30 protein-coding genes and 1 tRNA gene are annotated in these 24,170 nt (G+C 47.1%); 9 read left to right on the top strand and 22 right to left on the bottom strand.

Features of this window, described 5'->3' with window-relative positions:
* Positions 1-32 precede the first annotated feature (32 nt).
* Genes A1sIA79_RS00745 through A1sIA79_RS06920 form a run of 3 tightly spaced genes read right to left on the bottom strand, consistent with a single transcriptional unit; the run spans position 33 to position 1,216 of the window.
* On the bottom strand, positions 33-356 hold the full coding sequence (locus tag A1sIA79_RS00745) for a DUF3817 domain-containing protein (protein WP_095674349.1): 324 nt from the start codon (positions 354-356) through the stop codon (positions 33-35).
* 10 nt (positions 357-366) lie between these two features.
* A complete protein-coding gene (locus A1sIA79_RS00740; protein WP_095674348.1) occupies positions 367-1,080 on the bottom strand; it encodes an SURF1 family cytochrome oxidase biogenesis protein in 714 nt (237 codons plus the stop codon).
* A complete protein-coding gene (locus tag A1sIA79_RS06920; RefSeq protein WP_190277065.1) occupies positions 1,064-1,216 on the bottom strand; it encodes a hypothetical protein in 153 nt (50 codons plus the stop codon). The genes A1sIA79_RS00740 and A1sIA79_RS06920 overlap by 17 nt, the downstream gene beginning before the upstream one ends.
* 14 nt (positions 1,217-1,230) lie before the next feature.
* Between A1sIA79_RS06920 and A1sIA79_RS00735 the strand changes: the two genes are divergently transcribed.
* Together A1sIA79_RS00735 and greA are read left to right on the top strand one after the other, a co-directional pair.
* Entirely contained in the window at positions 1,231-1,626 is a 396-nt protein-coding gene (locus tag A1sIA79_RS00735; RefSeq protein WP_095674347.1) for a DUF4307 domain-containing protein, read from the top strand.
* Between the two features lie 11 nt (positions 1,627-1,637).
* Positions 1,638-2,117, top strand: coding sequence for a transcription elongation factor GreA (greA, locus tag A1sIA79_RS00730; RefSeq protein WP_095674346.1), 480 nt, complete (start codon positions 1,638-1,640; stop codon positions 2,115-2,117).
* Here greA and A1sIA79_RS00725 read toward each other — a convergent pair.
* Together A1sIA79_RS00725 and A1sIA79_RS00720 are read right to left on the bottom strand one after the other, a co-directional pair.
* Positions 2,114-2,905, bottom strand: a complete 792-nt coding sequence (locus tag A1sIA79_RS00725) for an ABC transporter permease (RefSeq protein ID WP_095674345.1) — start codon at positions 2,903-2,905, stop codon at positions 2,114-2,116. The genes greA and A1sIA79_RS00725 overlap by 4 nt on opposite strands.
* Positions 2,902-3,885 (bottom strand): ATP-binding cassette domain-containing protein, encoded by a 984-nt coding sequence (locus tag A1sIA79_RS00720; RefSeq protein WP_095674344.1) that lies wholly within the window; start codon positions 3,883-3,885, stop codon positions 2,902-2,904. Before A1sIA79_RS00720 ends, A1sIA79_RS00725 begins: the two co-directional genes overlap by 4 nt.
* A gap of 79 nt (positions 3,886-3,964) precedes the next feature.
* On the opposite strand from A1sIA79_RS00720, the gene A1sIA79_RS00715 reads away from it, so the two are divergent.
* Complete coding sequence (locus A1sIA79_RS00715; RefSeq protein ID WP_095674343.1) at positions 3,965-5,173, top strand: MFS transporter; 1,209 nt, start codon at positions 3,965-3,967, stop codon at positions 5,171-5,173.
* Between the two features lie 21 nt (positions 5,174-5,194).
* On the opposite strand, the gene A1sIA79_RS00710 is transcribed toward A1sIA79_RS00715, so the two are convergent.
* The 3 genes from A1sIA79_RS00710 to A1sIA79_RS07020 all read right to left on the bottom strand — a co-directional run bounded on the left by A1sIA79_RS00710 (position 5,195) and on the right by A1sIA79_RS07020 (position 7,353).
* A complete protein-coding gene (locus A1sIA79_RS00710; protein WP_095674342.1) occupies positions 5,195-5,926 on the bottom strand; it encodes a Bax inhibitor-1/YccA family protein in 732 nt (243 codons plus the stop codon).
* Positions 5,927-6,021: 95 nt separating this feature from the next.
* Complete coding sequence (gene cfa, locus A1sIA79_RS00705; protein WP_095674341.1) at positions 6,022-7,131, bottom strand: cyclopropane fatty acyl phospholipid synthase; 1,110 nt, start codon at positions 7,129-7,131, stop codon at positions 6,022-6,024.
* 27 nt (positions 7,132-7,158) lie between these two features.
* Positions 7,159-7,353: a hypothetical protein gene (locus tag A1sIA79_RS07020; RefSeq protein ID WP_095674340.1), complete on the bottom strand. Its 195-nt coding sequence runs from the start codon at positions 7,351-7,353 to the stop codon at positions 7,159-7,161.
* Positions 7,354-7,661: 308 nt separating this feature from the next.
* Between A1sIA79_RS07020 and A1sIA79_RS00695 the strand changes: the two genes are divergently transcribed.
* The 5 genes from A1sIA79_RS00695 to A1sIA79_RS00675 all read left to right on the top strand — a co-directional run bounded on the left by A1sIA79_RS00695 (position 7,662) and on the right by A1sIA79_RS00675 (position 12,414).
* Positions 7,662-8,789 carry a tyrosine-type recombinase/integrase gene (locus A1sIA79_RS00695; RefSeq protein WP_190277064.1) on the top strand — a complete coding sequence of 376 codons (1,128 nt, stop codon included), beginning with the start codon at positions 7,662-7,664 and terminating at the stop codon, positions 8,787-8,789.
* Positions 8,790-8,966: 177 nt separating this feature from the next.
* A complete protein-coding gene (locus A1sIA79_RS00690; RefSeq protein WP_095674338.1) occupies positions 8,967-9,464 on the top strand; it encodes a helix-turn-helix domain-containing protein in 498 nt (165 codons plus the stop codon).
* 246 nt (positions 9,465-9,710) lie between these two features.
* On the top strand, positions 9,711-11,261 hold the full coding sequence (locus A1sIA79_RS00685; RefSeq protein WP_095674337.1) for a zinc-ribbon domain-containing protein: 1,551 nt from the start codon (positions 9,711-9,713) through the stop codon (positions 11,259-11,261).
* A complete protein-coding gene (locus tag A1sIA79_RS00680) occupies positions 11,245-11,649 on the top strand; it encodes a hypothetical protein (protein WP_095674336.1) in 405 nt (134 codons plus the stop codon). The genes A1sIA79_RS00685 and A1sIA79_RS00680 overlap by 17 nt, the downstream gene beginning before the upstream one ends.
* Before the next feature lie 51 nt (positions 11,650-11,700).
* Positions 11,701-12,414 carry a DUF6994 family protein gene (locus tag A1sIA79_RS00675; protein ID WP_095674335.1) on the top strand — a complete coding sequence of 238 codons (714 nt, stop codon included), beginning with the start codon at positions 11,701-11,703 and terminating at the stop codon, positions 12,412-12,414.
* Between the two features lie 70 nt (positions 12,415-12,484).
* On the opposite strand, the gene A1sIA79_RS00670 is transcribed toward A1sIA79_RS00675, so the two are convergent.
* The 3 genes from A1sIA79_RS00670 to A1sIA79_RS00655 all read right to left on the bottom strand — a co-directional run bounded on the left by A1sIA79_RS00670 (position 12,485) and on the right by A1sIA79_RS00655 (position 13,759).
* On the bottom strand, positions 12,485-12,703 hold the full coding sequence (locus A1sIA79_RS00670) for a hypothetical protein (protein WP_095674334.1): 219 nt from the start codon (positions 12,701-12,703) through the stop codon (positions 12,485-12,487).
* 269 nt (positions 12,704-12,972) lie between these two features.
* Positions 12,973-13,170 (bottom strand): hypothetical protein, encoded by a 198-nt coding sequence (locus A1sIA79_RS00660; RefSeq protein ID WP_095674332.1) that lies wholly within the window; start codon positions 13,168-13,170, stop codon positions 12,973-12,975.
* Between the two features lie 142 nt (positions 13,171-13,312).
* Positions 13,313-13,759 (bottom strand): hypothetical protein, encoded by a 447-nt coding sequence (locus A1sIA79_RS00655; protein WP_095674331.1) that lies wholly within the window; start codon positions 13,757-13,759, stop codon positions 13,313-13,315.
* 130 nt (positions 13,760-13,889) lie between these two features.
* On the opposite strand from A1sIA79_RS00655, the gene A1sIA79_RS00650 reads away from it, so the two are divergent.
* The gene (locus A1sIA79_RS00650; RefSeq protein WP_150122968.1) at positions 13,890-14,147 is read left to right on the top strand and encodes a hypothetical protein; all 258 of its coding nucleotides are present in this window, start codon (positions 13,890-13,892) and stop codon (positions 14,145-14,147) included.
* Between the two features lie 17 nt (positions 14,148-14,164).
* On the opposite strand, the gene A1sIA79_RS00645 is transcribed toward A1sIA79_RS00650, so the two are convergent.
* The 11 genes from A1sIA79_RS00645 to mfd form a co-directional block, all read right to left on the bottom strand.
* Entirely contained in the window at positions 14,165-14,590 is a 426-nt protein-coding gene (locus A1sIA79_RS00645; RefSeq protein ID WP_150122967.1) for a hypothetical protein, read from the bottom strand.
* 14 nt (positions 14,591-14,604) lie between these two features.
* Positions 14,605-15,087: a hypothetical protein gene (locus tag A1sIA79_RS00640; protein WP_095674328.1), complete on the bottom strand. Its 483-nt coding sequence runs from the start codon at positions 15,085-15,087 to the stop codon at positions 14,605-14,607.
* 274 nt (positions 15,088-15,361) lie between these two features.
* Positions 15,362-15,434 (bottom strand) — tRNA-Leu (locus A1sIA79_RS00635).
* A gap of 32 nt (positions 15,435-15,466) precedes the next feature.
* On the bottom strand, positions 15,467-16,180 hold the full coding sequence (locus A1sIA79_RS00630; protein WP_095674327.1) for a uracil-DNA glycosylase: 714 nt from the start codon (positions 16,178-16,180) through the stop codon (positions 15,467-15,469).
* A complete protein-coding gene (locus tag A1sIA79_RS00625) occupies positions 16,155-17,063 on the bottom strand; it encodes a Ppx/GppA phosphatase family protein (RefSeq protein ID WP_095674326.1) in 909 nt (302 codons plus the stop codon). The genes A1sIA79_RS00630 and A1sIA79_RS00625 overlap by 26 nt, the downstream gene beginning before the upstream one ends.
* A complete protein-coding gene (locus A1sIA79_RS00620) occupies positions 17,054-17,554 on the bottom strand; it encodes a DUF501 domain-containing protein (protein WP_095674325.1) in 501 nt (166 codons plus the stop codon). Before A1sIA79_RS00620 ends, A1sIA79_RS00625 begins: the two co-directional genes overlap by 10 nt.
* A complete protein-coding gene (locus tag A1sIA79_RS00615) occupies positions 17,551-17,997 on the bottom strand; it encodes an FtsB family cell division protein (RefSeq protein ID WP_095674324.1) in 447 nt (148 codons plus the stop codon). The genes A1sIA79_RS00620 and A1sIA79_RS00615 overlap by 4 nt, the downstream gene beginning before the upstream one ends.
* 9 nt (positions 17,998-18,006) lie before the next feature.
* Positions 18,007-19,287 (bottom strand): phosphopyruvate hydratase, encoded by a 1,281-nt coding sequence (gene eno / locus A1sIA79_RS00610; RefSeq protein WP_095674323.1) that lies wholly within the window; start codon positions 19,285-19,287, stop codon positions 18,007-18,009.
* 64 nt (positions 19,288-19,351) lie between these two features.
* Positions 19,352-20,005: a nucleoside triphosphate pyrophosphohydrolase gene (locus tag A1sIA79_RS00605; RefSeq protein ID WP_095674322.1), complete on the bottom strand. Its 654-nt coding sequence runs from the start codon at positions 20,003-20,005 to the stop codon at positions 19,352-19,354.
* Between the two features lie 5 nt (positions 20,006-20,010).
* On the bottom strand, positions 20,011-20,616 hold the full coding sequence (locus A1sIA79_RS00600; RefSeq protein WP_095674321.1) for a SurA N-terminal domain-containing protein: 606 nt from the start codon (positions 20,614-20,616) through the stop codon (positions 20,011-20,013).
* Entirely contained in the window at positions 20,613-24,098 is a 3,486-nt protein-coding gene (mfd, locus tag A1sIA79_RS00595) for a transcription-repair coupling factor (RefSeq protein ID WP_095674320.1), read from the bottom strand. The genes A1sIA79_RS00600 and mfd overlap by 4 nt, the downstream gene beginning before the upstream one ends.
* Between the last annotated feature and the right edge of the window lie 72 nt (positions 24,099-24,170).

The raw sequence follows: 24,170 nt of genomic DNA, 5'->3' as shown, positions 1-24,170 counted from the left end.
ACGCCATTAATGGTTGAGATGTAATGCAACGTTTACCTAGCTGGGCCGTACTTCTTCGTGATTCTGCGCTCTGCAATAAATGATGCAACTGGCAGTGTTCCAGCGGCAATCAGGGCAATAATGGTCAGGAATTTCATCCGCTTCTGAACGCCAATTTGAAGGACGGTCAGGATGTAAACGATGTAGAGGTAGCCGTGGGCGATCGGAATGAAGATGATCCAGCCATTGTTTTCCAGGGCATCGAAGATGTATTTAGCTGGCATGTAGCCAAAGACGAGCAAGAGCAGATTTACGCCGCAGAGCACAGCGAGCAGGCGAAAGCGGGTCAGCGCCCCGGTCGATGTCGTCTCTGTCATAGGTAGAACTCTATAACTTTTCTTCGCGGCGCTGATAGAAGGGGGCATATAACACCAGCCCAGCCATGAACCACCACACCACCACATAAGAAATGTGTTGCCAGTAGTAGCCGGGCACACCCGACGTCAGTTTGGGTTCCAGAATTCTGGTCCGTGAAATCTCACCGGCTCGAGTCTGCTCACTTTTTTCTAAAATGAAACCGTCATAGAGCTGGTAGTCGGTTGCGGAAACCAGAATGCTGCTATCTAGTCGCGCGAGTTGCGACGGTGTGTTTGCCGCGCGATCATCGAATTGGCGCGGCATCAAGGTGCCAGTGATTTCAACTCTGGTCGACATCGCGATTTCTGGTGATTGCAACCGCTCTTTCCATAGTCCGCGCACCACAAGAATTGCGGTATCAGTCTCGTTTTGCAGCAGCGCCACTTCCCAGTCGCTCACTTTGCCATTGCCATCAATTTGGTTGGGAGCTTTGTAGTTGGCGATGTAGTTGCCGGCGGTGCGCACTTGTTTGCCAACACTTGTGGGTGGGATTGTGCCCGTGGGAGTTGCTAGTTCTGTGAGTGGATAAATTGTGCGATCAATGGGCACAACAGCCGGATTGCGCATCTCATTGGCCCGGTCAAGCTGCCAGAGCCCAAGTCCAATCAAGATAGTCACCAGAAAAAGAACGAGAAGGCCTGCGCCTAATCGCTGGATGGGTGACTTCTTAATTCTCGCCCTCATTCTCCTGGCGTAATTGCTCACGTTCTTGCATCCGGTTATAGCGCTTATAGAAATTACGAAGCAAAAACGCAATGGTCGAGAAAAGGGCAATCATTGTCAGCGAGCCAGCGACACCTACTTCAACGTCTTTTGCCATGAGAAGATTCTCCCATGCCGGTAGAAAACGACCAATTCGATTTTAGCGATCGATATGGAATCACTCCTGCGCGCGGGTGGGTGAAGTACGCAGCTGGCTTCGCAATTGTTGGCGGAGCGTGGTTACTCTGGGCCGGCCTACATCAAGCCAACCCGGCGCTTCGTTATGAACTTATCTCTTTTTCAAATGAAGATCCGCGCAACCCAGAGATTCGATTCTTGGTGCAAAGAGCCGATGGCACACAAGAAGTTCAATGCACACTCGTCGCGCGCGATTATGAGAAGAATGTGGTGGGACAAATCGACATCACCATCGCAGCCGGTAAGACCTATCTCGAGCCAAGATATATCGTTCCTACCCGCGCAGATGCGGTCAATGTGGGCATTTCACGTTGTCGCACTCTGCCCTAAGATTGCCCTCTATGACTTCCCAACAGACCTGGCTTACCCAAGAAGCAGCTGATCGTTTAGCTGGCGAACTGGCGAGCCTAGAAGGTCCGGGACGGAAAGAAATTACGGCAAAGATTGAGGCAGCGCGCGCTGAAGGAGATCTGAAAGAGAACGGCGGCTATCACGCAGCGCGCGATGAACAAGGCAAGATGGAAGCGCGTATTCGCCAGATAAAGCAGATGTTAGAAAATGCTCATATCGGAACGCCGCCAGCTAGCGCTGATGGAAAAGTGGGAGCAGGCATGGTTGTCACCGCATCTATCGCAGGCGATGAGATGAAGTTCTTACTTGGTTCGCGCGAAATCGCATCCGGTGATCTCGATGTGTATTCCGAGAAATCACCACTGGGCGCTGCCGTATTAGGTGCAGAAATTGGAGCGACCGTTTCATACACCGCACCCAATGGGCGCGATATCAAGGTAGAGATTAAGAGCGCCGAGTTCTACAGTTAATCTGCGTAGTTGCGGTATTTGCGAACGCTTAACGGAATAAATATCGCCATAATGATGAGCATATAAATCAGCGACGTTATCAGCGGGTTCTCACTCGGAAAAGAGCCAGCGGTTGCGCCAAATTGATTTTCTAGGCCAAAGAGTTGGCGGCAGGCAGCCACCATGGTCGAGACTGGATTCCACTCTGCGAAGTACTGCAAGATGCGTGGCATTCCGGTTGTGGGCGCAAAGGCGTTAGATAAGAAAGTCAGTGGGAATGTGACGATGAAGCTGACGTTTTGCACCACGCGCGCATCGGATGCCGAAAGTCCCACCAGGACTCCTACCCACGAGAGTGCGTAACCAAAGCAGAGTAAGAAGATAAATCCGAGGGCAACGCTGCCAATGCCACTAGAAGGACGCCATCCGACCACATAACCGGCAATGCCCATCACGGCGAGCACCACGATATTAAGAAGTGAATCTCCCAATGTGCGACCAATGACGAGGGCAGATTGTGAGATGGGTAGTGATCTAAATCTATCAATTAGCCCCTTCTTCATATCTTCGGCTAAGCCAGAGGCAGTGCCAGCTAAGGTAAAAGCGACTGTTTGCACAAAGATTCCAGGCATTAGAAGCTGCACATATCCGCCAGGTTGGCCGGTATCAATCGAGCCACCAAATACATAGCGGAAGAGAAGTACGAACATCACTGGTTGAATTGTTGAGAAGATGAGAACTTCAGGTACACGGCTAAGAAGCAGTAACTGTCTGCGGGTAATAATTGCTACATCGTTAATCGCACTCATTTTCTGCCCCTCTTCTTTTCTGCCACTTCTTCCTTCTTCTCCTCTGCCACATGGCCAGTCAAAGAAAGAAATACATCGTCAAGTGATGGGCGCTTCAGACCAACGTCGAGTGCATGGATCCCGGCGGCGTCGAGTGATTTCAAAACTTCAAAGAGGGCAGCTGAACCAGTAGAAACTGGGGCCGAGATTAAGCGCAGACCTTCATCGAGGCTCGCCTTATGATCACTTACCGCATCAACTATTTCCAGAGTCTTGGCAACGTGGGCTTGTTCCACAACTACTTCCAGCCGTTCTCCGCCCACCTGTTTTTTCAAGGCATCTGATGTTCCACGAGCAATTACTTTTCCAGTATCAATTACCACGATGTCATCTGCTAATTGATCTGCTTCTTCCAGATATTGCGTGGTCAGCAGCAGCGTTACCCCGCCTTTAACTAACTCTTGGATAACTCCCCACATCTCCTGGCGACCGCGTGGATCAAGGCCAGTAGTGGGTTCATCGAGGAAGAGAACTTTTGGCTTAACAATCAGAGATGCTGCTAAATCTAAACGGCGGCGCATTCCACCTGAATAAGTCTTAATTGGGCGCCTGGCTGCCTCTGTGAGTGAAAATCTTTCAAGGAGTTCATTTGCTCGAAGAACTGCGTTCTTCTTGCCTAGGTGATAGAGCTCACCGAACATCACTAAGTTGTCATATCCGGTAAGAATTTCATCAACTGCGGCATATTGTCCCGATAAACCAATGACTTCGCGTACCTTCTCGGGATTTTTCATTACATCAATGCCAGCAACTGATGCATTTCCAGAATCAGCGCGCAATAATGTTGTCAGAATTCTTACAACGGTAGTTTTGCCTGCGCCATTGGGCCCAAGCACGCTGAGAACTGTTCCTTCTTCAACATCCAGGCTCAAGCCATCGAGTGCTCGAACTTTTCCTTTGTCATAGGTTTTAACGAGGTCTTGCGCAATTACTGATTTCACCAGGCCAACCTACCAAATTTTTGAATGGGCAATCTCCCTCAGTAACATCTTGCCAAATGCAGCCCATTAGACTGCGCAGGTGCGATTTAAATTTACCAATCCCTTTGCGGAGTTTCCGCGTGAGGTTGGCGTCATTGTCTTTGCCTCATTCTTTGTGGCAGTGGGCTTCGGAATCATTGCTCCCACGATTCCACTCTTTGCTAGATCATTCGGAGTCAATCACGCCCAAGTGGGTGCAATCGTCTCGACATTTGCTTTTGCACGTTTTGCATCGGGGCTTATCTCCGGAAAATTAGTTGATAAATTCGGTGAAAGATGGGTTTATTCAGTTGGTATCGGTTTCGTAGCGCTGACTTCTTTTGCTGCAGGCCTTGCTCGGAATTACGAGCAATTACTGATTTTTCGCGCAGTGGGCGGAATCGGTTCTTCTATGTTCTCGGTTGCAGCTGGTTCAATTCTTGTTCGAGCAGTCGGTGACGACCACCGCGCACGCGTGCAGTCACTCTATAACGGGACCTTTCTGCTGGGAATGATTGCTGGACCTGCAGTAGGTGGAGCACTCTCCGCATTTTCACTACGTGCTCCCCTGCTGATCTATGGAGTATTCCTTCTCGGTGCCAGCTCATCCGGTGCAATTTTATTGCGTCACTCATCACTTGCAGCCAAGCCGAGCGGTGACCAACAAAATGATGTGGTCACTCTCAAATCTGCCTTAGCGCTGAAGCCATATCGAATCGCACTCTTTGTTTCGTTTTGTGCAGCTTGGACATTCTTCGGAATGAGTCGCTCAATCTTGCCGCTATTTATTGTCGAAGATCTTAAAATATCTCCCGCAGTGATGGGCTTCGGTTTCACGCTGACCACATTGATTCAAGGCGCCTTCCTTCTTAAAGCTGGAAGAATGTCAGATATCAATGGGCGCCGATTTTCTCTCATTGTGGGCACTTCCCTCACTGCGCTCTTTGCACTCACCCTTGTCTTCACCATGAACTCCTGGATGTTCTTTCTTGCTAGCGCCATCGTCGGTATAGGTGGAGCTTTCCTTTCCACTACTCCCGCGGCCGTCGTGGGCGATGTGATTGAGGGTAAGGGCGGTCAGGTTATTGGCTTATTTCAAATGTCTGCTGATGCCGGAGCGATGGTTGCACCTGTGCTCCTTGGTGCAATCGCAGATTCTTATGGGTATCAACCAGCTTTCGCGCTTACCGCCGTGATGATGGCAGCAGCGGTTCTTGCATCAATAAAATTGCCCGAGACGCGGTCTTCGCATCTCGGGCAATCTCAGTAATTTTTGATTACTGACTACTGATTAATCATTACTGCGAAGAATTGAAATCAGTCGCAGTACTTCAAGATAGAGCCAGACCAAGGTAACCATGAGGCCAAATGCACAGCGCCATGATTCCTCTTGTGGAACGCCAGCTGCAACTGCCTTTTCAATCTGATCTAGATCCATCACGATAAACATTGATGCGAGCGCTACTCCACCTACTGAAATAAGTAGACCGAGGGCTCCACCTGGGAAGCCGATAAAGATTGTTGCTACGCCAAAGATGACATACCCAATGAGTGAGCCCATCATGATGCGACTGAACTTTGGTGTTACTCGAATCTTGCCACTGCGATAGGCAAGGAGAACTCCACCGAAGGCACACGCTGTTGCAATAACAGCTTGGCCAACGATTCCATTATAGGAATCGTTATAGATGCGGCTAATTGTTCCGAGTGCCAGACCTTGGGCTGCGGCATAAGCGATAACTAGTGGTGGACGAACTTTCTTTGAAAATGAATTGACCATCGCGAGAATAAAACCGCCGATGAATCCGATGAGCGCAAGTGCTGGACTATTTGCACGCCAAGCAAAGGCTCCGACTACAACGAGTACAGCAAAGAGTCCGGCGGTCTTGATGACGACATCGTCAATAGACATTGGTGCAGATGATGGGCGAGCCTCAATTGTGTTGAGGTCGCGAGTGCCGACTGCATCACCCTTGATACGAGCGAAACCGCGGCCGCTAAGGACTGGGTTAGAACTGCGCATTAATTTCTCCTTATATATGTGCGAGAACGAGCTCCCGTACGACGTATAACGTACGGCAAACCAGGAAAATTTCCAGTTTTAGGGGCTAAATACGCTCAGCGAACCGGAAGATAGGGGGCGAGCACGCCACCTTTACGGAACACGTATTGGTTCAGATGCAGATGTCGAGCTTTAAAACCTGCCGCTGAAGCTAGCAGGTAGTAGTTCCACATTCGTCTAAAGCGCAGATCGTATTGAGGAATCTCATCCCACTTGGAATTAATATTTTTGTGCCAATGCAGCAGCGTTGTCTCGTAATCGAGTCCAAAATTGTGAGTGTCCTCCAGGACAAAGAGCCCTTCGGCCGCGTTACTAATCTGCCCAGGAGATGGAATTACTCCCCCAGGGAAGATATATCGATTAAAGAATGGGTCTGTGTTGCTCTGGGGAACTGTGCTTGATATGAGATGGTGCAACATAATTCCGTCATCGACCAGCAGTTCATCGCACTTGGTAAAGAACTCTTTAAAGTTTTTGGGCCCTACATGCTCCATCATTCCTACCGAAACAATACGGTCAAATCGGCCGGTTAGATCTCGATAATCCATCTGCACAAAATTTATATCTAGTCCGGCTGACTTCTCTCGTGCCAAGATGATCTGTTGATCTGCCGGAGAAATTCCGGTTGCAATAACGCCATAGTTTCTTACCGCATGGCGCAGGAGCCCTCCCCAACCGCTTCCAATATCAAGCAGGGTCATACCTTTTTCAAGTTTTAGTTTGCGACAGATTAAATCAAACTTAGCTATCTGCGCCTCATCTAACGTTTTTGCATTTTGCCAATATCCGCAGCTATAGGCCATTTCACTATCTAGCATTCGCGTATATAGGTCATTACCGATGTTGTAATGATGTTTAGCATTCTTTGCAGCTTTTGATTTAGTCTGCATATTCAAAATCTTAGATTTCAACGCACTTGCAACTAAAGGAATTGAAGGCTTGAGAAAGGATGTTGCATCAACAGTTAACAACCTGGTGAGCATCTCATCAATATCTTGGCACTCCCACCAGCCATCCATGTAAGCCTCACCCAGGCCAAGCTGATGCTGGGATGCAACGCGATCCCATAGTTTTTCATTCTTTACCTGCAAGCTCCATGGCTCACTGGAGTTAATTGGCACATTACTTTTTTCCAGAATGGAAAGACAGAGATCTTTGCTACTCATTTAATCACCCACAGAATATTTCTTAAGTTAGATTGAGCAGCTCATATCAGAACCGCAGCACATTGGAGATTTAATCTTTCCTTCGCACTGTGGGCAACGAGAAATTTGAACATTGCTGCCATCAGGGAGGGCAAGAGAGTCATTGACCAAAGGCAGGTTGCAGTTTGCACAGCTTGCATTAACAGACATTTCACACTTGGCACATGAATAAGTAGCGAGCATTTTTTGATCTCCTGGTCTCGGTTGAATTGGGAAATATTACTTTCCCGCTAGCGATTATTCAAGAGAATTCGTGCGCGAAGATAACCAAACAACCTGCACAACGTGCCCCCAATCGGACTCGAACCGATACTGGAAGGATTTTAAGTCCTCTTAAAGGACTTCCAGGTTTCCAGAATTACCAGATTTCGAGCGTGAATCGAATCTGGATTCTGTGAAACTTGTAGGAGTGTATGCATTTATGTATGCATTCTGAAATGGCACCGGTTCCACACTTGCATACGGCAAGTGGTGGTTCTAAGGAATGTGTAATGTCTCGCAAAGCAAATGGTCAAGGTTATACGTACAAGGTTGGTAGGTCATATAGAACTGTTATTCGCAGAGGTGATCAATCTGTTACCGCGATGGCGCCGACGTCGCAGCTCTCTCGCCAACGCGCCAAGGAGAAGATTGAAAAACTCCCTAAGCTACTGGGGAATAAGAACGCTCTCCCACAATCAAAGATTGCCCTCGGTACTTATCTCTTTACGTGGTTAGAGGAAGAGCATAAGCATCAGATTGCTCACTCAACGTGGAAGAGATACCGAGCACTAGCTACCCATCACATCGTTCCGGTAATCGGCCAGATACCATTACGCAAGATAGTTCCTAGCAATATTCAATTTGTACTTACAACGATGCGTGAGGCTGGACAGAGCCCTCGATCTCAACAACAAGCTCGAGCACTCTTATCAGTGGCACTTGGTGAAGCTGAGAACAATGAGTACATACCAAGTAATCCAGTAAAGAAAGTGCGGATTCCGGTAAATAAGACTCGAGAGATCGAGCCTCTGACTATTGAGGAGGTGAAACGACTTCTAGAGACATACAAGGAGACTTATATGTCTGCTCGGCTTCACATTGCACTTCTCTGTGGTTTAAGGCAGGGCGAAGCTTTGGGGCTTCGCTGGCAGGATGTTGATTTAGTAAATGGAGTACTTGAAGTTCGCAATCAGATTCAGATGATCGATGGGAAGCGACAGCTAACAGGTTTGAAGACTGAGCGCTCTAGGCGCTTGCTGGTGCTGACTTCAGGATCCGTTGAGTCCCTGAAATTTCACAAGAAGCTAGTAGATGAGATGCGCTCTGGATGCAGTAGCCAATGGCAGGAAAATGACTTGGTGTTTCCTGCGACTGATGGAACTCCCAAGCAATCCACTATTGATTTCAATGATTGGAAGCGGACACTCAGGCTCTGTGGAATCAAGCCAAGAAGGCTGCACGATGCACGCCATACTGCGGCAACCCTTATGTATGGCCAGGGAGTGGGCATAGAAGTCATTAGCAGGGCTTTAGGGCACTCTTCGAGCGCCATCACATCAAAGTTATACGTCCATAGTGCTCTCAAACCGCAAGTTGAAGCAGCAAATTTGATGAATAGGGCCCTATTTTCAATCTGAGTATTTCAAGGCGGGAAGTGGTAATAATTTCCCATTTTTTTAGTAACTTTTTTTGTTCTTTTTATCTCATTTTGGGAATGCGTGGCTATCCGAGTCGTTTCCGAAATCAGACATATATTTTCTTCTGCGAGGCTGGGGTTCTTGTGATTAATGTGGAAACACAGAAACGAGTAACCGATGCATAATGAAAATGGAAACTTCCATCTACCAAAAGGAAGTCTCTACACACCGTTCCCAGTACCTGCTTATCAGGTATTAGGAAGGGCCAAACAATACAACGCACAAAAGGTGCTGTTGGCACTTGTCTCATATATGGGCAAGAACAACAACGCCGTATTCCCAAGCTATACAACTATCGCGAAAGCGGCTGGGTTGGGGAGAAGTTCGGTGAGTGAAGGATTGAAAGTTCTTCACGAATATGGATTCATCAAGTCCGTGAAGTACCCCAATGGAGTACAAGCAAGGATCAAGTACTTTATTCAGTTTGCTTGCTGGGACTCGGGCCGAATGAATGAAGTTGCACAACCTTACAAAAAAATCGTGGCAAGGTGCTTTGCCTGCGCGAAGAAACTGAGTCGTGGCGAATACGCCTCTAGTCCACTTGGCAAGGTGCACTGGGGCTGCGGCGGTTTTGTTTACTCATTAAGGGGTGAACAAAAGGGCCGGAATCAGTGACCCTTCGGGTTAATTACCAAGGAGGAAGTGTCTCTATTGGAACTTAGTTCCAGTACCTGTAGGAGACCGACGATTTAAGATTCGGTCTACAAAGGGCTGCATCGGAGTGCGACCGAGAGGTCGCCTGACTGACAGTTGATATGAGGGGGCTCTGAAAGGAGCACCCGAACAGTTGGCTCACTAGCGTTCGCACTCGATGCAGTCCCACTCCTTCACGACGTCAGTCGTGCCTAATATCCTTATGCGGTGCCTAGTAAAAAGGAAAAGCTTCCACTTTCTGTAACGCATCCTGAGTTGGCTAAGGAAGCTGATGGATGGGATCCCTCATTAATTACTTTTGGGGTAAACAAGAATCTTCCTTGGATATGTTCAGCTGACGAAACACACTCCTGGGAAGCCTCACCGAATAAGAGAACTAGTGGTCGTGGTTGCCCCTACTGTTCAGGAAACAGAGTCATATCAGGTAAAACGGATTTGCTGACTGTTTACCCTGAGTTGGCTTTGGAGGCCAATGGATGGGATCCGTCGCGATTTTCAACAAAGAGTGACAAAAGAGTCTCTTGGATTTGCTCCAAAAACTCGTTGCACATCTGGGAAGCGAGCATTAAGCACCGAACGAGTGGAACCGGTTGTCCATACTGTGCAAACAGAAAAATAGTTCCAGGAATGAACGACCTTGCAACAGAGTTTCCTGAACTGGCGCTCCAGGCATCCGGATTTGACCCTACACGGTACTCACGGGGTAGCTCGAAAAGAGTTCAGTGGATTTGCCCAAAAGACAATTCCCACATTTGGTTTGCGACTATTGCGGCAAGAACAGCTGGGGGTGGCTGCCCTTACTGTTCTCATCGCAAAGTTTTCTCCGGTCAAAACGATTTAGCTACCAAGCATCCTGAGATTGCTGCGGAGGCATATAATTGGGATCCAACACAATTTCGAAGTTTTAGTGGTGTTTTACAAACTTGGAAGTGCAAGGTTTCTGCGGATCATATCTGGAAAGACACTCCCGGTAATAGAGTTAATGGGCGAGGATGTCCGTACTGCTCGGGGCATCAGGTACTTGTCGGCTTTAATGATTTAGAAACAACTCATCCAGAAATTGCGGAACTAGCTAACGGCTGGGACCCATCTCTTTATTCGCGAGGTAGCAACAAGCGACTTAATTGGAAATGCAAGAAGAATCCAAAGCACCTCTGGCGAGCCCAGCTCAATTCGCTTGCAGGCTGTCCTTTCTGTTCGAATAGAAAAATCTTAGTAGGTGAAAACGATCTCAAGACAACTCACCCCCAGATTGCAAGTGAAGCTTTCGAATGGGATCCCACTACGGTCACAGCAGGTTCAATGGCAAAGAAAAAATGGAAATGCTCGAACAATCCTGAACATATTTGGTCTGCATCAACAAACAACCGTGCGAGAATCAGTGGCTGTCCAAATTGTGCCAATTCAGGCTATGACCAAACCACTCCTGGCTATTTGTATTTTTTAAGTCATCCAGAATGGTTGATGTACCAAATTGGCATCTCTAATTCTCCCGAACAGCGCATATTTAAGCACCAAAAAAAGGGATGGGAACTGATTGAGGTGCGAGGTCCTATTGACGGAAATCTCGCTGTCGAGTGGGAAACTGCAATTCTTCGAATGCTCAAAGCAAAAGGTGCCGACTTATCCAATGAGAAGATTGCTGGAAAGTTTGATGGCTATTCAGAGGCTTGGAGTAAGAGTACATTTGAGAGTAAATCAATCAAGGAATTGATGAGACTAACTGAGGAATTTGAATCTGATGGCAAAACTAGATAGCGAAGATTTACTTGCGGCTTGGCAAGTTTTATGGGGCCGACTTGAACCCGAGTGGCATTCAGTATTCACAAGTGATCCACTTGTAGCGAGGATTATTTGGTATGACTCTGAGTTTATATATCCATCATTGAAAAAGTTCAGAAAATTGTCAGAGGTTCTTCACGACATCAAAGCAAATACCGTGATTCAGGATTTATCCGTTGACGAGGAAGTTCGGAAAGAATTTCTGAAACACGTTGCTGAAAGAGATGCTTTACTTGAAAGTCGTAAGATGAGAGAAAAGCCGAAACAGGTTAAGGCCGATCCGGCTGAAATGTCACCATTAGAGCCGATTGAAATAACAATGGAAGATTTACGCAATCAACCTGGTGACAGACATTGGTGGTGACAGCAATTAACCAATTAATGCGGTTGACGGAAGAGTTTGAGGCATCAAAACTTGGAGATTGATACATCGTTTGACTTTAGAAGTGACTCAAATGGCAAAGATCCCGATGCTTACAGCCCTACCTTGAGAAGCTATCACCGCTTTCTGTGGTCAAAACAATTGCCTATTGGCGAGAGGTTTGAGATTGAAGAGATTAATTCAACGCTCATATATAGATTCAATATGCAAACTCTCAAATTTGGTAGCGACTCCATCTCCAACTCATATATAGGAACAAAGAAGATCGCACATTTAAATAGTCAGATAAATCAAGCTGAATTTGAAGAATTTAGAGATAAGGGTTCAACAATAGGTGGTTATTTGATTTTTCCCTCGGAAAGAGAGGGTGGAGGAATGACAATAAATGGTGCGAGAGGTTTCAATAGGAAGATTGCAGATAGATTTGACTTAACTTTGGAATGTATTCGATTGCATTACCAGAGACTGGAACACCCACTTGAGAATACTTTTGGTTCTCCCATTAACAACTTTTTCTTTTCCCTTTTCAAAGACTTTCAAGGCTATGTTGACTTCTTCTTGTTACAGGACCTCGTTGACAACAGCTACGAGAGAGTCAATTTCTTCACTGCGGCAAAAAACGCTTTTGCGGGATCTCCAATTCCTGATACTGCCGCCGAATACCGCGAATACAAAATGGGCACTCTGGAGTTCGTCAGGCGACGGAACCAACGCATAAGAGAATGGTCAGTGAATGAGACTAGTTAATGGGCGATCCAGAGGGTTGGAGTAAGAGTACATTCAATTTAGGTTCAATCCGATCTCTTGGCAACGACAATTACCAACGAGAAATTGCATCCTTCTTGATTAGGACAAAGTAGTAAAGAATAGTGACTGGGATCATAAAGACTATTCCGAACCAAGCGCCATTTATCAATGCATTCAAGACTGCGCCAACCCAAGCGATACCAAAAAGAAGACCCCAAAACGCTTTGATGACGCCCTCAAATACTGATTTCACTTCGTGGTCATAGTCATCCGGTTTCTGACTAGTCATTTCTCGAACTTTCGAGATGTGTGCAAATAGATAAAGCCAGTAATTAGTGTCGCGAAAAGAAGACTTCCTAAACTGCTGATCAATGAACCTACGAAAAATGAACCTATTGCGCCAATCCAGACTGGAATCAGAAAAATGCGCCAAAGCCATATTGCGAGCAAATCTCGCACCGATGAATAAACTTGATGGGACTCATCTAGATTCTCTGATTTCATATGACTTTACGTTTCATTGCTAACCTTTTTCCACCCTCGTCTGGCCCATATTCGTTAACCAACGTTAAAACCTAAAGCGAGTAAAATCAACGGCCCGATTATCCAAAAAGCAAGCCAAAATCCATCTTGGTTATAGAATTTCGAGGCTTCCTTTTGTTGTCTAAGTCTTTCCTCGTAATAGTTTTTTTGATTTTGGAGTTCCTCGTTAAGAAACTCGGCCTCTCGCCTTGCCCGATTTTCAGCTTCACCCATAATTGACAACCTTTTCTAAATTAGAATTTGGAAGTTATAGATTCAAGAAGATTCCGTAAAGAACTGCACCTATCGCAAAGCCAATAACCCATCGAAAGAGCGTCTTTTTTGATTCCATTATCAAAGAATAACCCTTCCTGGTTTAGTTATCGTCCTCGCCAGAGCAACTCTTACAGATGTTTTCTAAGTCTACTTCTGATTTTCGAAGCAGGGATAGCTTCAGATTACACACCTGGCACTTAAAGAGTAAATCTTCTCGCTTGGGATCAAAAGGGTCAGTTGTTCTATTCCCGTGATGAGCGTTGACAATACCAATCGCGTGATCAGGATGACGTTCATCTAGTAGCTTCTCTACAGCTCGAATATTTCTATCTTGCGTGGCATAAATGTACGCGAGTGCTCTCTCAACTTTTCTTCGTTTTTCAATAGCCTCGCGAATGAGTTCAGGATGTTGATTGCACATCTCTAACACAAAGATATCCCTCAAGAATTTTCTCCGCCAAGAATCAGATAAAGGTCCGTGCTCACCTTCCCAAAAATCTAGAACCTGCTGAGGGGTCCAAGCTGGTTCGTTAAATTCGAAGCCCATCAAACAAATCTAGTTTTTTTTGGGCTTAGCGTCTACCCCTCCTGCCGTTTGAGTACGTCTCTCCCCAAAAATACCCGATTCATCAATTAATGGGTATTGCCTTTGAATGGAAATGAACTACTCTCAGATTATGACCGACTTCAAATCAATTTGCGAAATACTTGGAGAAATCCATAACGCAAACACAGATCAGGGCTTATGGGAAGAATTCTGTCAGTTTAATGACATCGGAGTTCCACTTGCATATTTGGTCGCGGAGGGTCTAGCAACCCCAACAGATGCTGGATTAGAGATGATAATGGGGACTTGGGATCTGTTAATGAAAGGATTGGAGACCGAGGATGAAGGTTTTAAGAATCTGAGCGAACTACTTTCCTGGATTGAATAATCTCTGAAAATTCTTCATCATAGGCGATAGTCTTTTTCAAATTTCCAACCAAAGTTTTCACATCTAATCGCGAATTGATCCATTTCTGACTCTAGGACTACGGTTGCATTTGTAATCGCCGCACTATTATTCTGCGCGTGTGCAAAATCAACAGATGACCCCCAAGAAATCATCGCTTCAAAAAAATCGCCAAAAAGCACTTTGGAATCTAGGTCAGCATCAAACTCCTTCAATAGCGGGCTGAGAAAATAGTCAACACTTTCTTTAGCACTCCCACCTTCAGCAAGGTCTTTCAGAGCAAATGCTTTGTTGTCTAGATATCCCTCGACAAACGCACAAGCCATATTCTTAGATCCAATATTGCTTGAAGAATTGCTACATCCAGCGAGAAACAGAATTGACGTGAAAAAAACACTAAACAAGGTTGAAATCTCTTTTGTCATTGATGCCACTGTGATTAACCCGTTGGTCGAGCGTGATCCTCGATGCAATCTACATAATCGGTGCGAAGAGTGAATTCATCACACGGATTCGCATATTTGGTTGTCGTCGCCTTACAACCGTACCCCCAAAGCGCGCAAAGATTCTTGACAGGTCCTCCATATTTCGTGCCAGCAAATTCAGTGCTCCAGGCATAGGTGGACCGAGAGTATTCAGCGTCCAAGAAGCACCGATAATTCTTATCACTTCCCATTAGGTCGTCAAGTTGATTATTGAGTCTATTAAGAATTTTGTAAGTTGTGTATGCATTCTGAATTTTGCCTTGATTTTTTTGAATCATCATCAGCTTGTAATTGCGCTCAATTTTATTCTTCAAGTCGATTCCTTGCGGATGGACTTTTTTGCAATTAGGACCAAAAATTCCAGCACTCGCAGAATGAAGGTGAGTTGTCGTCGAGATCACAATCAAGATAGAAATTAAAGTTGCTGATCTCTTCATCTTATTAGACTATCCGATTTAGGAGATATTTCTAGAGAGGTAGTACAGATACCTGCACGCTCAAAGTTAACAACCCCGGGTCCCCCATAGTCCAATGGCAGAGACAGATGGAGGTCGAGCCCTGCTCTAGCGCAGATGATCAGGCGCGGAAGGCACTGAGCACCTGATTATCGCCTTCAAATCCTTCAGGCAATGTGTATGCATTGTGTATGCATACATAATTCAGGTGATTGATAAATAACTTCATTCGTGCAACGCTTTACGCACGAATCTGTGCCCCCAATCGGACTCGAACCGATACTGGAAGGATTTTAAGTCCTCTGTCTCTGCCATTGGACTATGGGGGCCAATAGAGATGCGAAGTCTACTATGCGAAAAGTTACTTAATACCCGCGAACTTAGCTGCTTTCTTCAACACTGAATCGAGCATTGGCTTGGTGAGTTTGCCTGTGAAAGTGTTCTGTTGGCTTGGGTGATAACTACCAATGATTAAGTAGTCAATCTTGTTGTGTGAATATTTAATCGTAGATCCATGTCCAAACTTTGTTGCTGGGATTTTATGTCCTTGCGCCTTTAGCGACTTGATTAATACCTGCCAGCCAAAGTTGCCGAGTGCGACAAAAGATCTCACTGTGGGAGCAATCAGTTGAAGTTCGTTTTCAAAATAGGGTGCACATGTGTCGCGCTCTTCAGTGGTGGGTTTATTACCTGGCGGAGCGCAACGCACAGCCATCGAGATTCGAGTTTCTGTGAGTACCTGTCCATCATCGCGCGAAGTAGATGTTGCAATCTTTGCAATACCGATTCGGTGTAATGACCCGTAGAGCCAATCACCAGAAGAGTCACCGGTGAAGATTCGCCCCGTGCGGTTGGCACCGTGGGCACCGGGTGCTAACCCAACGATGAGCATCTTGGGCTTTGTTGAACCAAATCCAGTTACTGGCTTTCCCCAGTATGTCTCGTTTTCATATGACTTACGCTTTACCACTGCAACTTCTTCGCGCCACTCAACTAACCGAGGGCATTGATGGCATTTAACAATTGCCTTATCAAGTAATTCAATCGACTTATACAAGTGACCAAGCCATTCCATCGAGAATATCTGATTCAGATGCAACAAATTCGGTAGCGCCGGTTGCGAGCATGATGCGTGAGAGAACAAGTGAACCAGCACCGATTACATCAACGCGACCCGGGTGCATATATCCAAGTGCCTCGCGATCTTCTCGCTTGCTCGAAAGAAACATCTTTGAAGTTGCATGGACCTTCTCGGCAGAGATTCGGGAGAGGTGGATTGCATATCTGTCATAGGTGCGCAGTTCTAGAGCAGCAGCTGCAACAGTAGTTGCCGTGCCAGCTACTGCGATCAAAGTCTTTGATTGAGTTATAGGAACAATTTTGGCAGCTTGGGCAATTGCCTCATCGATATCTTCGATTGCTGCAGCAATTTGGCCCGGGTTGGCATCTCCACCAGTGAAGTGGCGCTCTGTCATTCGGACGCAACCAATATTCATACTCTTTGCAAATTCCACATCTGTGGTGCCAAAGACAAACTCAGTTGATCCCCCACCAATATCAATGACAAGAAAGGGTCCGTCTGTGGCTGGGAAATCTCGCGTGGCTCCCTGGAAGGAAAGCGCTGCTTCAACTTCTCCTGGAATTACTTCAGGTCCGATACCAAGTCGTTCTTTAACGCCATAGATAAACAAGTCTCTATTGGTTGCATCGCGCGTTGCACTTGTGGCACAGAAGCGAATCTTTTCAACGCCACGCTTCGCTATTTCAATTGCGAATTTATCTACGGCAGCTAGTGTGCGAATGATTGCATCGGGATGAAATTGACCGGTCTTATCAACGCCTTGGCCTAGGCGAACAATCTCCATCTCGCGATGTATTTCGCGAAAGTTGGCACCATCAATATCGGCAATCAGTAAGCGAATTGAATTGGTACCGCAATCAATAGCGGCTACTCGCATGACAAGTGCTTCCACCACTCGGGCAGCGCTGCAAGTGCTTCATCGCCCAATGGGTTTACACCCGGTCCTGCAGAAAGTGAATGAGCAATAAGTGAGTGCAGGCATTTGACGCGATTGGGCATACCACCTGCCGATACGTTTTCTACCTCTGGAACATCTATCTGTAGCGCAGAACGAGCTGCAATGTAATCATCGTGCGCCGCTGCGTATTCACCGGCTAATACCGCATCGGTTTCAAGTCGTGCTTGCATTGCACCCATCATGCCGGTTGTTTCAAGAGTTGAAATCGCTGCGGTAAGACGCGGGCAGGTTGCGTAGTAGAAAGTAGGAAACGGTTCACCGTTACTCAGACGTGGAGGTGTTTCAACCACAGCGGGTTTTCCACAGGGGCAGCGATAAGCAATAGCGTGTACATCACGGGGAGTGCGCCCCAATTGATTTTCAATAACAGCCAGATCTGCATCCGTTGGTTTGCGATTGTCAGCGCTCACCCTTTACCTGCTTCGGTAATTGAGGCAATCATCCGGGTATACCAAGGTTGTCCTTCGGGAAGATTGCTCACAACATCGGTCTGGGCAGGCTGGTCAGAGTTCTCGCCATCTGTTCCGGTAACAATGTATTGCCGCTCACCTGGCAGCACGAAGTGCAGCCGTTCACGCGCTTGAGACTTGATATATTCAGGATCTTGCCAGAGCAGTAATTCTTTGCGTGCTGCATCAAGTGCTGAGTTATCACTCTTCAGCTGTGATTCAAGAGCGTTAATTTGTGCGCGCTGAACGAAGTAATTCTTTATTGGAGGTGCAAGGAAAAGGGCTAACATAAAAAAGATTGCCGTGACAGCAAGCAAGCGTCCAGATCCCTGGCGGCGATTGAAATTAAGATTCCGCGAACGGTAACTTTTCTTTCGCTTTCCAGAACTAGATTTGAGCGCCATCTTTTGCTATTAGCCTTTAAAGCGTGGGAATGCTTGGCGTCCTGCATAGACCGCGCCATCAGATAGTTCCTCTTCGATGCGAAGAAGTTGGTTGTATTTAGCAACGCGCTCTGTGCGAGAAGGTGCGCCAGTCTTGATTTGTCCGCAGTTTGTGGCAACAGCCAAATCAGCAATTGTTGTGTCTTCAGTTTCACCTGAGCGGTGAGACATCATGCTGCGGTAGTTAGCGCGATGTGCCAGATCTACCGCATCCAAAGTTTCAGTAAGAGTTCCAATCTGATTTACCTTAACTAGCAGGGCGTTAGCGGTATCGGTATCAATTCCCTTGGCCAGACGCACAGGGTTGGTAACAAATAGGTCATCTCCCACAATCTGAATCTTTGCGCCAAGGGAAGAGGTCATTGACTTCCAACCTGCCCAATCTTCTTCATCCAGTGGATCTTCAATAGAAACGATTGGGTAGGCGCTCACAAGCTCTGCGTAGTAAGCAATCATTTCATCAGAGGTGCGAAGTGAGCCTTCGAACTTGTACTTACCGTTCTCGTGGAACTCAGTTGCAGCCACATCCATAGCGAGAGCTATCTCTTTGCCTGGCTTAAAGCCTGCTGCGGTAATTGCTTCAAGGATGAGATCAAGTGCGGCGCGATTGCTATCAAGGTTAGGCGCAAATCCACCTTCATCGCCAACAGATGTGGCAAGTCCACGCTTTTTAAGTACTGCTTTTAGTGCGTGATAAATCTCAGCACCCCAGCGAAGTGATTCGCGGAATGTCTCGGCGCCAATGGGAGCAATCATAAATTCTTGAATATCAACGTTGGTATCTGCGTGTGCTCCGCCATTGAGGATATTCATCATTGGTACTGGCAGCACATGGGCATTTGGTCCGCCCACGTAGCGAAAGAGTGAGAGGTGTGAAGATTCAGCTGAAGCCTTTGCAACAGCAAGTGAAACTCCAAGAATTGCATTCGCACCCAAGCGTGACTTATTGGGAGTGCCATCGAGTGCGATCATCTCTGAATCAATCAGGCGCTGATCTTGTGAGTCATAGCCTTCGATTTCTGGTGCGATTTCATTGTTAACAAAGTCAATCGCCTTCAGAACACCTTTACCCAGATAGCGCTTCTTATCGCCATCTCGTAGCTCTGCTGCTTCAAATGCTCCGGTAGATGCACCACTTGGTACTGCAGCTCGTGCTTGAGTTCCATCTTCGAGTTGAATCTCAACCTCAACTGTTGGATTTCCGCGAGAATCTAGAATTTCGCGAGCGCCGATTGCTTCGATAATTGCCATGTGGTCTCTCCTGTTATAGAAAATCTGTCGATTGAGCGCTCGACGTTGAGGGCAGGAGGTAATCCTATCGCGAGCCTGATTGCTCCTTCGCAAGAATTTCGGCAATCATCTTTCGAGCCTGCGCACGTAAGGCATTCTCAGGATCGATGCCATTGGCATGTGCCCAGCCAATGACTGAAGCAAGTGCCGCGCCAACGGCGCTTTCATTGGCCTCTTCTTCAGTGGTGTAGCCGGCAAGCTCTAATTCAACTCCATATTTTTCGGCACGATAGAAAATCTTAGAAACTAGTGGCAGTGCGGGCTGAGACATCGCAATGCCATCAATGGCAGAGGTGCGCCCCTTCTCTCTGGCTTTAATTGCTTCCCAGTTTTCAATAATCTCTTGCGTGCCGCTAACTTTAAGGTTTTCAAAGACATGCGGGTGGCGACTGATTAATTTATCTGCAATAGCTCTTGCTACATCCTCGATGGAGAAGGGATCTGTTGGATGATCTTGGGCGATGCGAGAATGGAAGTAAACCTGAAGCAATATATCGCCAAGTTCTTCCCGCATCCCGGCACGATCATCGGTCTCAATGGCGTCGATGAACTCATAAGACTCTTCCAGCAGATACTTGATGAGCGATTCATGAGTTTGTTCCGCATCCCAAGAGCAGCCTCCTGGTGAACGAAGGCGGTCCATCACCTCAACTAGGCGTTGAAGTTCTGACTGTGACATGAGCGTTACTTATTTGATGGAACTACTGCTGATCCAGCAGAATCTCCAGGAATCAAATCACCTGAGGCGTCATCCCATACGCCATAACGAGGATTGACTGTGACGTTAAGTTGCTCAGCCTTTTTCTGAAGTAGCTCACTGATCCTTGCCTGAACCTCTGCTTCGGCAACTCCACCCATTGCAAGAGCACCAGATAATTTATTTGAGATGATGGTGGCGCGTAGATAGCGGTCGAAATTCGATGGCGCAATCTGCGCGGCAACTAAACTCTTGGAAAGTTCTGCCTCTCCACCAATTTGGCTATAAATGCCTTGGCGGGAGTTCTCAAGTTCTGTCGCCGAAACGGAGAGTTTTAACTCTTTCGCAATTTCATCAAACACTGTTGTAATAATTGTAAAGCGAAGTTGGCTTCGGTTAAGCGCGTTCCCGGTTTCAAATTGGGTACCTGCTGTATCAATCTTTGCTCGCTCTGCTAAGAGTTCATCAATCTTTGATTGCGCCTGTGCCTGCGTGATGGTGATATCGCCAATTGATGCAGCGGTATCTGCCTTTGCGCATCCGGTCAGAGCAAGTGCTGACAGAACAGCAATCACAGTAAGGAACTTCTTCACGAGGTGCTCTCTTTCGTTACATCATCGAGGGATTTTGCAGCCCACTCCAGGAGAGAAGTATCCCCTATGACTGCCGAGCCTTGCGCCGTCGGTGTCCATGCGGCAGCGCGCGGAATGGCAATCATCACGGTATTGGATGCCGATTTATAGAGCGAGCCCGGAAAAAGTCGGTTCAGTCTGAGTTGTTTTGATTCCGGCAGATTCAGTGGCGAAATGCGCAAGTACTTGCCGGCTGCCACAACCTCTCGCACGCCAAGAGATTTTGCAAATGCTCGTAGTTGCGCAACTCGAAGTAAGGAGAGCGCCTCGTGAGGTGGCTCCCCGAATCGATCAACTAGTTCCTCCTGAATCGATTTAACTTCGGCATCGTTTCGCACATCAGCTAATCGCCGGTAGAGATCAAGTCTTAGCCTTTCACCTGGAACATAGCTTTCAGATAGGTGGGCATTGACTGGCAGTTCAACTTTGCATTCGTGGTTCTTCTCTTCGGTTTCAATAAAACCAGTCTTATATTCGTTGACCGCTTCACCCACCATGCGCATGTATAAATCAAAACCGACATCTGCAATATGTCCTGACTGCTCTCCGCCGAGCAGATTGCCAGCACCACGTATCTCTAGGTCTTTCAGTGCCACTCGCATTCCAGAACCTAAATCCGTGTTCGTTGCAATTGTTTTCAATCGGTCTAGTGCAATTTCTGAAAGTGGCTGATCTGGTGGATAGAGGAAGTAGGCATATGCGCGCTCTCGCCCGCGACCCACTCGACCACGTAGTTGGTGCAACTGGGAGAGTCCGAAGTTTTCAGAGCGTTCCACAATCAAAGTATTTGCATTGGCTATATCGAGTCCGCTCTCAACAATGGTGGTGCAGACCAAGATATCGAAATCACGATTCCAGAAGGCGAGAATGACATCTTCGAGTTGGCCTTCACTCATCTGGCCATGGGCAATTCTTATACGGGCCTCTGGTACTAACTCTTGTAACTTTGATGCCGCTCGGTCTATAGATTCAACTCTGTTATGGATGAAAAAGATTTGTCCATCGCGCAAGAGCTCGCGGTGAATCGCAGCCTTTATCTGCGCATCTTCAGCTGGTCCCACATAAGTAAGGATGGGATGGCGCTCTTCTGGTGGAGTAGTGATGGTGGACATCTCACGGATTCCGGTAACAGCCATCTCTAGCGTGCGCGGTATAGGGGTGGCAGACATGGAAAGCACATCAACAGTGGTGCGCATCTTCTTCAAGGACTCTTTCTGCTCAACTCCAAAACGTTGTTCTTCATCGACAATCACAAGGCCAAGATCTTTAAATTGCACATCGTTTGAAAGGATGCGGTGTGTGCCCACTACAACATCTACCGACCCTTGCGCTAAGTCAGCCAAAATCTCTTTGCTCTCTTTTGCTGTGTTAAAGCGCGAGAGCCCAGCGACTTTTATCGGAAAACCGGCATAACGTTCGGCAAAAGTTTTTGTATGTTGTTGCACAAGGAGCGTTGTGGGAACCAACACCGCAACTTGCTTGCCATCTTGAACAGCCTTGAAGGCTGCTCGGATTGCAATCTCAGTCTTTCCATAGCCCACATCACCACAAATAATTCGATCCATCGGATATGGGCGTTCCATATCTCGTTTAACATCTTCTATCGTGGAAAGTTGATCCGGTGTTTCAATATAAGAAAAAGCATCTTCTAACTCTCGCTGCCATGGAGTGTCAGGTGAGAAGGCATATCCTGGTGCGCTGGTGCGCGCGGCATATAAGCGAATTAACTCCCCTGCAATCTGGCGTACCGCCTTGCGGGCACGGCCCTTAGCCTTAAGCCATTCACCACTTCCAATGCGATGCACTGTGGGAGTTTCCCCACCCACATACTTACTGATCTGCTCCAAAGTATCTGTGGGAACAAATATTCGATCACCTGGTTGACCACGCTTTGCTGAGGCATACTCAATAACCAAATATTCGCGCGTCACATCTGCCACGGTGCGTTGCACTAGCTCGATATATCTACCAATTCCGTGTTGTTCGTGCACAACAAAATCACCGGTTCGTAGTTCAAGCGGATCAATTGCCTGCTTGCGTTTAGAAGGCATACGCGCGCTATCTTTAGTATTTGTCTTACTTCCCGATAAGTCACGTTCTGTCACGAATAAAACTCCGGTATGGCTACTTGCGAATCCATAACCCATGACAGATTGAGTTATATGAATTGCGCCTTTCGTTGGCTGCGCTGAAAGCTCGGCAGTCATCTGCACCGGTAGGTCAGCATCGCGAAAGATTCCGGCATACCGCTCTGCCATACCGTGGCCGGGAGTTGAGAAAATCACGCTCTCGTGAGCTTCTAGAGCAGTGCGCAGTAATTCACAGAGAGATTCCACATTTCCGCGCATCGGATCAATCGAAGAAAAATCTAAGAACTCTGCACTGGAATCAAGATCGCTACCAAAAGAATTTAGTGAGCGGACCGGGATCGATAGTCGGCTCATTTCTTGCTCAAGTCCCGACCAATCTAAGAAAGTTACTTTCTCCACAGGTAATGGCGCGTTGCCACCTATGGCAGCACTTGACCACGAGGCAGCTAAGAATTCAGCATTTGTTTCAATCAGATCAGCTGTTCGAGACTTTATTCGTTCTTGATCTAAGAAAAAGACTTCCGTGCTTTCAGGTAATCGATCCAAAATTGTTTCAAAGTCATCAGTCAGTAGTGGAATCAGAGATTCCATTCCATCAACAATTATGCCCTCAGTAATTTTATCGAGAATTTCAATCGCCGATGGGTATTGCTGCTTTAAAGATTCGGCACGTTCTCGAATCGCATCAGTGAGTAAGAGTTCACGACACGGCAAGATTGAAAGTTTGCCCACTACTGGCGATGTGGTTCTCTGATCTGAAACATCGAAATATGACAACTCTTCAATTTCATCTCCGAAGAAATCGATTCGCACCGGATGTGCGGCAAGCGGCAAAAAGATATCGACGATCCCGCCTCGCACCGCAAACTCGCCTCGTTTTTCCACAAGATCGGTACGAGTAAATGACAGTGCAGTCAGGTGCGTTGCTAACTCAGTCAGTGCTATCTCTTGCCCGATTTCAAGAGTCCACATTGGATTGTGTGCAAGGTCTGCAATAAATCTGTGAATCACTGCTCGAATAGGTGCGACCACAATGGGATTGCCTGTCGGAGTCTTTAGCGCATAGAGCGTTGCTAGTCGTTTGGCGACAGTGTCACTACGAGGGCTCAGTCTTTCGTGCGGCAAGGTCTCCCAAGCTGGAAACTCAAATACTTCTGGGTGTAATGATTTCAATTCATCGGCAAGATCTTCGGCGGCCTTACTAGAACTGGTGATGACCAGGAGCGGCTTGCTGGCTGCTCTGATCGCCAAGAGAAATGGGTAGGTTGGAGTAGGAGCAATAATTTTTTCGCTATCTGCAAGAGCCGAGGTCACTTCATCATCGCGCTGCAGAAGTTGAGTTAACCCGCGCATCAAAGCCTCCTCGGTAGATATTGACTTGCCGGCAAAACGCCGCAAGGCCCCTCTTCAAAAAGAAGGGGGGCT

Origin of the sequence: Candidatus Planktophila versatilis (assembly GCF_002288105.1) — a bacterium.
GTDB classification, from domain to species: domain Bacteria; phylum Actinomycetota; class Actinomycetes; order Nanopelagicales; family Nanopelagicaceae; genus Planktophila; species Planktophila versatilis.
This window is presented reverse-complemented; position numbering and strand designations above follow the sequence as displayed.

Bases quoted from the DNA above. Each gene is read 5' to 3' on its own strand.
- eno (WP_095674323.1), bottom strand. From the start codon at position 19,287: ATGGCAATTATCGAAGCAATCGGCGCTCGCGAAATTCTAGATTCTCGC.
- A1sIA79_RS00710 (WP_095674342.1), bottom strand. From the start codon at position 5,926: ATGCGCAGTTCTAACCCAGTCCTTAGCGGCCGCGGTTTCGCTCGTATC.
- cfa (WP_095674341.1), bottom strand. From the start codon at position 7,131: ATGAGTAGCAAAGATCTCTGTCTTTCCATTCTGGAAAAAAGTAATGTG.
- A1sIA79_RS00655 (WP_095674331.1), bottom strand. From the start codon at position 13,759: ATGGGCTTCGAATTTAACGAACCAGCTTGGACCCCTCAGCAGGTTCTA.
- mfd (WP_095674320.1), bottom strand. From the start codon at position 24,098: ATGCGCGGGTTAACTCAACTTCTGCAGCGCGATGATGAAGTGACCTCG.
- A1sIA79_RS00625 (WP_095674326.1), bottom strand. From the start codon at position 17,063: ATGCGAGTAGCCGCTATTGATTGCGGTACCAATTCAATTCGCTTACTG.
- A1sIA79_RS00650 (WP_150122968.1), top strand. From the start codon at position 13,890: ATGACCGACTTCAAATCAATTTGCGAAATACTTGGAGAAATCCATAAC.
- A1sIA79_RS00725 (WP_095674345.1), bottom strand. From the start codon at position 2,905: ATGAGTGCGATTAACGATGTAGCAATTATTACCCGCAGACAGTTACTG.
- A1sIA79_RS00680 (WP_095674336.1), top strand. From the start codon at position 11,245: ATGGCAAAACTAGATAGCGAAGATTTACTTGCGGCTTGGCAAGTTTTA.
- A1sIA79_RS00745 (WP_095674349.1), bottom strand. From the start codon at position 356: ATGACAGAGACGACATCGACCGGGGCGCTGACCCGCTTTCGCCTGCTC.
- A1sIA79_RS06920 (WP_190277065.1), bottom strand. From the start codon at position 1,216: ATGGCAAAAGACGTTGAAGTAGGTGTCGCTGGCTCGCTGACAATGATT.
- A1sIA79_RS00690 (WP_095674338.1), top strand. From the start codon at position 8,967: ATGCATAATGAAAATGGAAACTTCCATCTACCAAAAGGAAGTCTCTAC.
- A1sIA79_RS00605 (WP_095674322.1), bottom strand. From the start codon at position 20,005: ATGTCACAGTCAGAACTTCAACGCCTAGTTGAGGTGATGGACCGCCTT.
- A1sIA79_RS00645 (WP_150122967.1), bottom strand. From the start codon at position 14,590: ATGACAAAAGAGATTTCAACCTTGTTTAGTGTTTTTTTCACGTCAATT.
- A1sIA79_RS00630 (WP_095674327.1), bottom strand. From the start codon at position 16,180: ATGGAATGGCTTGGTCACTTGTATAAGTCGATTGAATTACTTGATAAG.
- greA (WP_095674346.1), top strand. From the start codon at position 1,638: ATGACTTCCCAACAGACCTGGCTTACCCAAGAAGCAGCTGATCGTTTA.
- A1sIA79_RS07020 (WP_095674340.1), bottom strand. From the start codon at position 7,353: ATGCTCGCTACTTATTCATGTGCCAAGTGTGAAATGTCTGTTAATGCA.
- A1sIA79_RS00740 (WP_095674348.1), bottom strand. From the start codon at position 1,080: ATGAGGGCGAGAATTAAGAAGTCACCCATCCAGCGATTAGGCGCAGGC.
- A1sIA79_RS00735 (WP_095674347.1), top strand. From the start codon at position 1,231: ATGCCGGTAGAAAACGACCAATTCGATTTTAGCGATCGATATGGAATC.
- A1sIA79_RS00660 (WP_095674332.1), bottom strand. From the start codon at position 13,170: ATGGGTGAAGCTGAAAATCGGGCAAGGCGAGAGGCCGAGTTTCTTAAC.
- A1sIA79_RS00670 (WP_095674334.1), bottom strand. From the start codon at position 12,703: ATGACTAGTCAGAAACCGGATGACTATGACCACGAAGTGAAATCAGTA.
- A1sIA79_RS00640 (WP_095674328.1), bottom strand. From the start codon at position 15,087: ATGAAGAGATCAGCAACTTTAATTTCTATCTTGATTGTGATCTCGACG.
- A1sIA79_RS00695 (WP_190277064.1), top strand. From the start codon at position 7,662: ATGTCTCGCAAAGCAAATGGTCAAGGTTATACGTACAAGGTTGGTAGG.
- A1sIA79_RS00615 (WP_095674324.1), bottom strand. From the start codon at position 17,997: ATGGCGCTCAAATCTAGTTCTGGAAAGCGAAAGAAAAGTTACCGTTCG.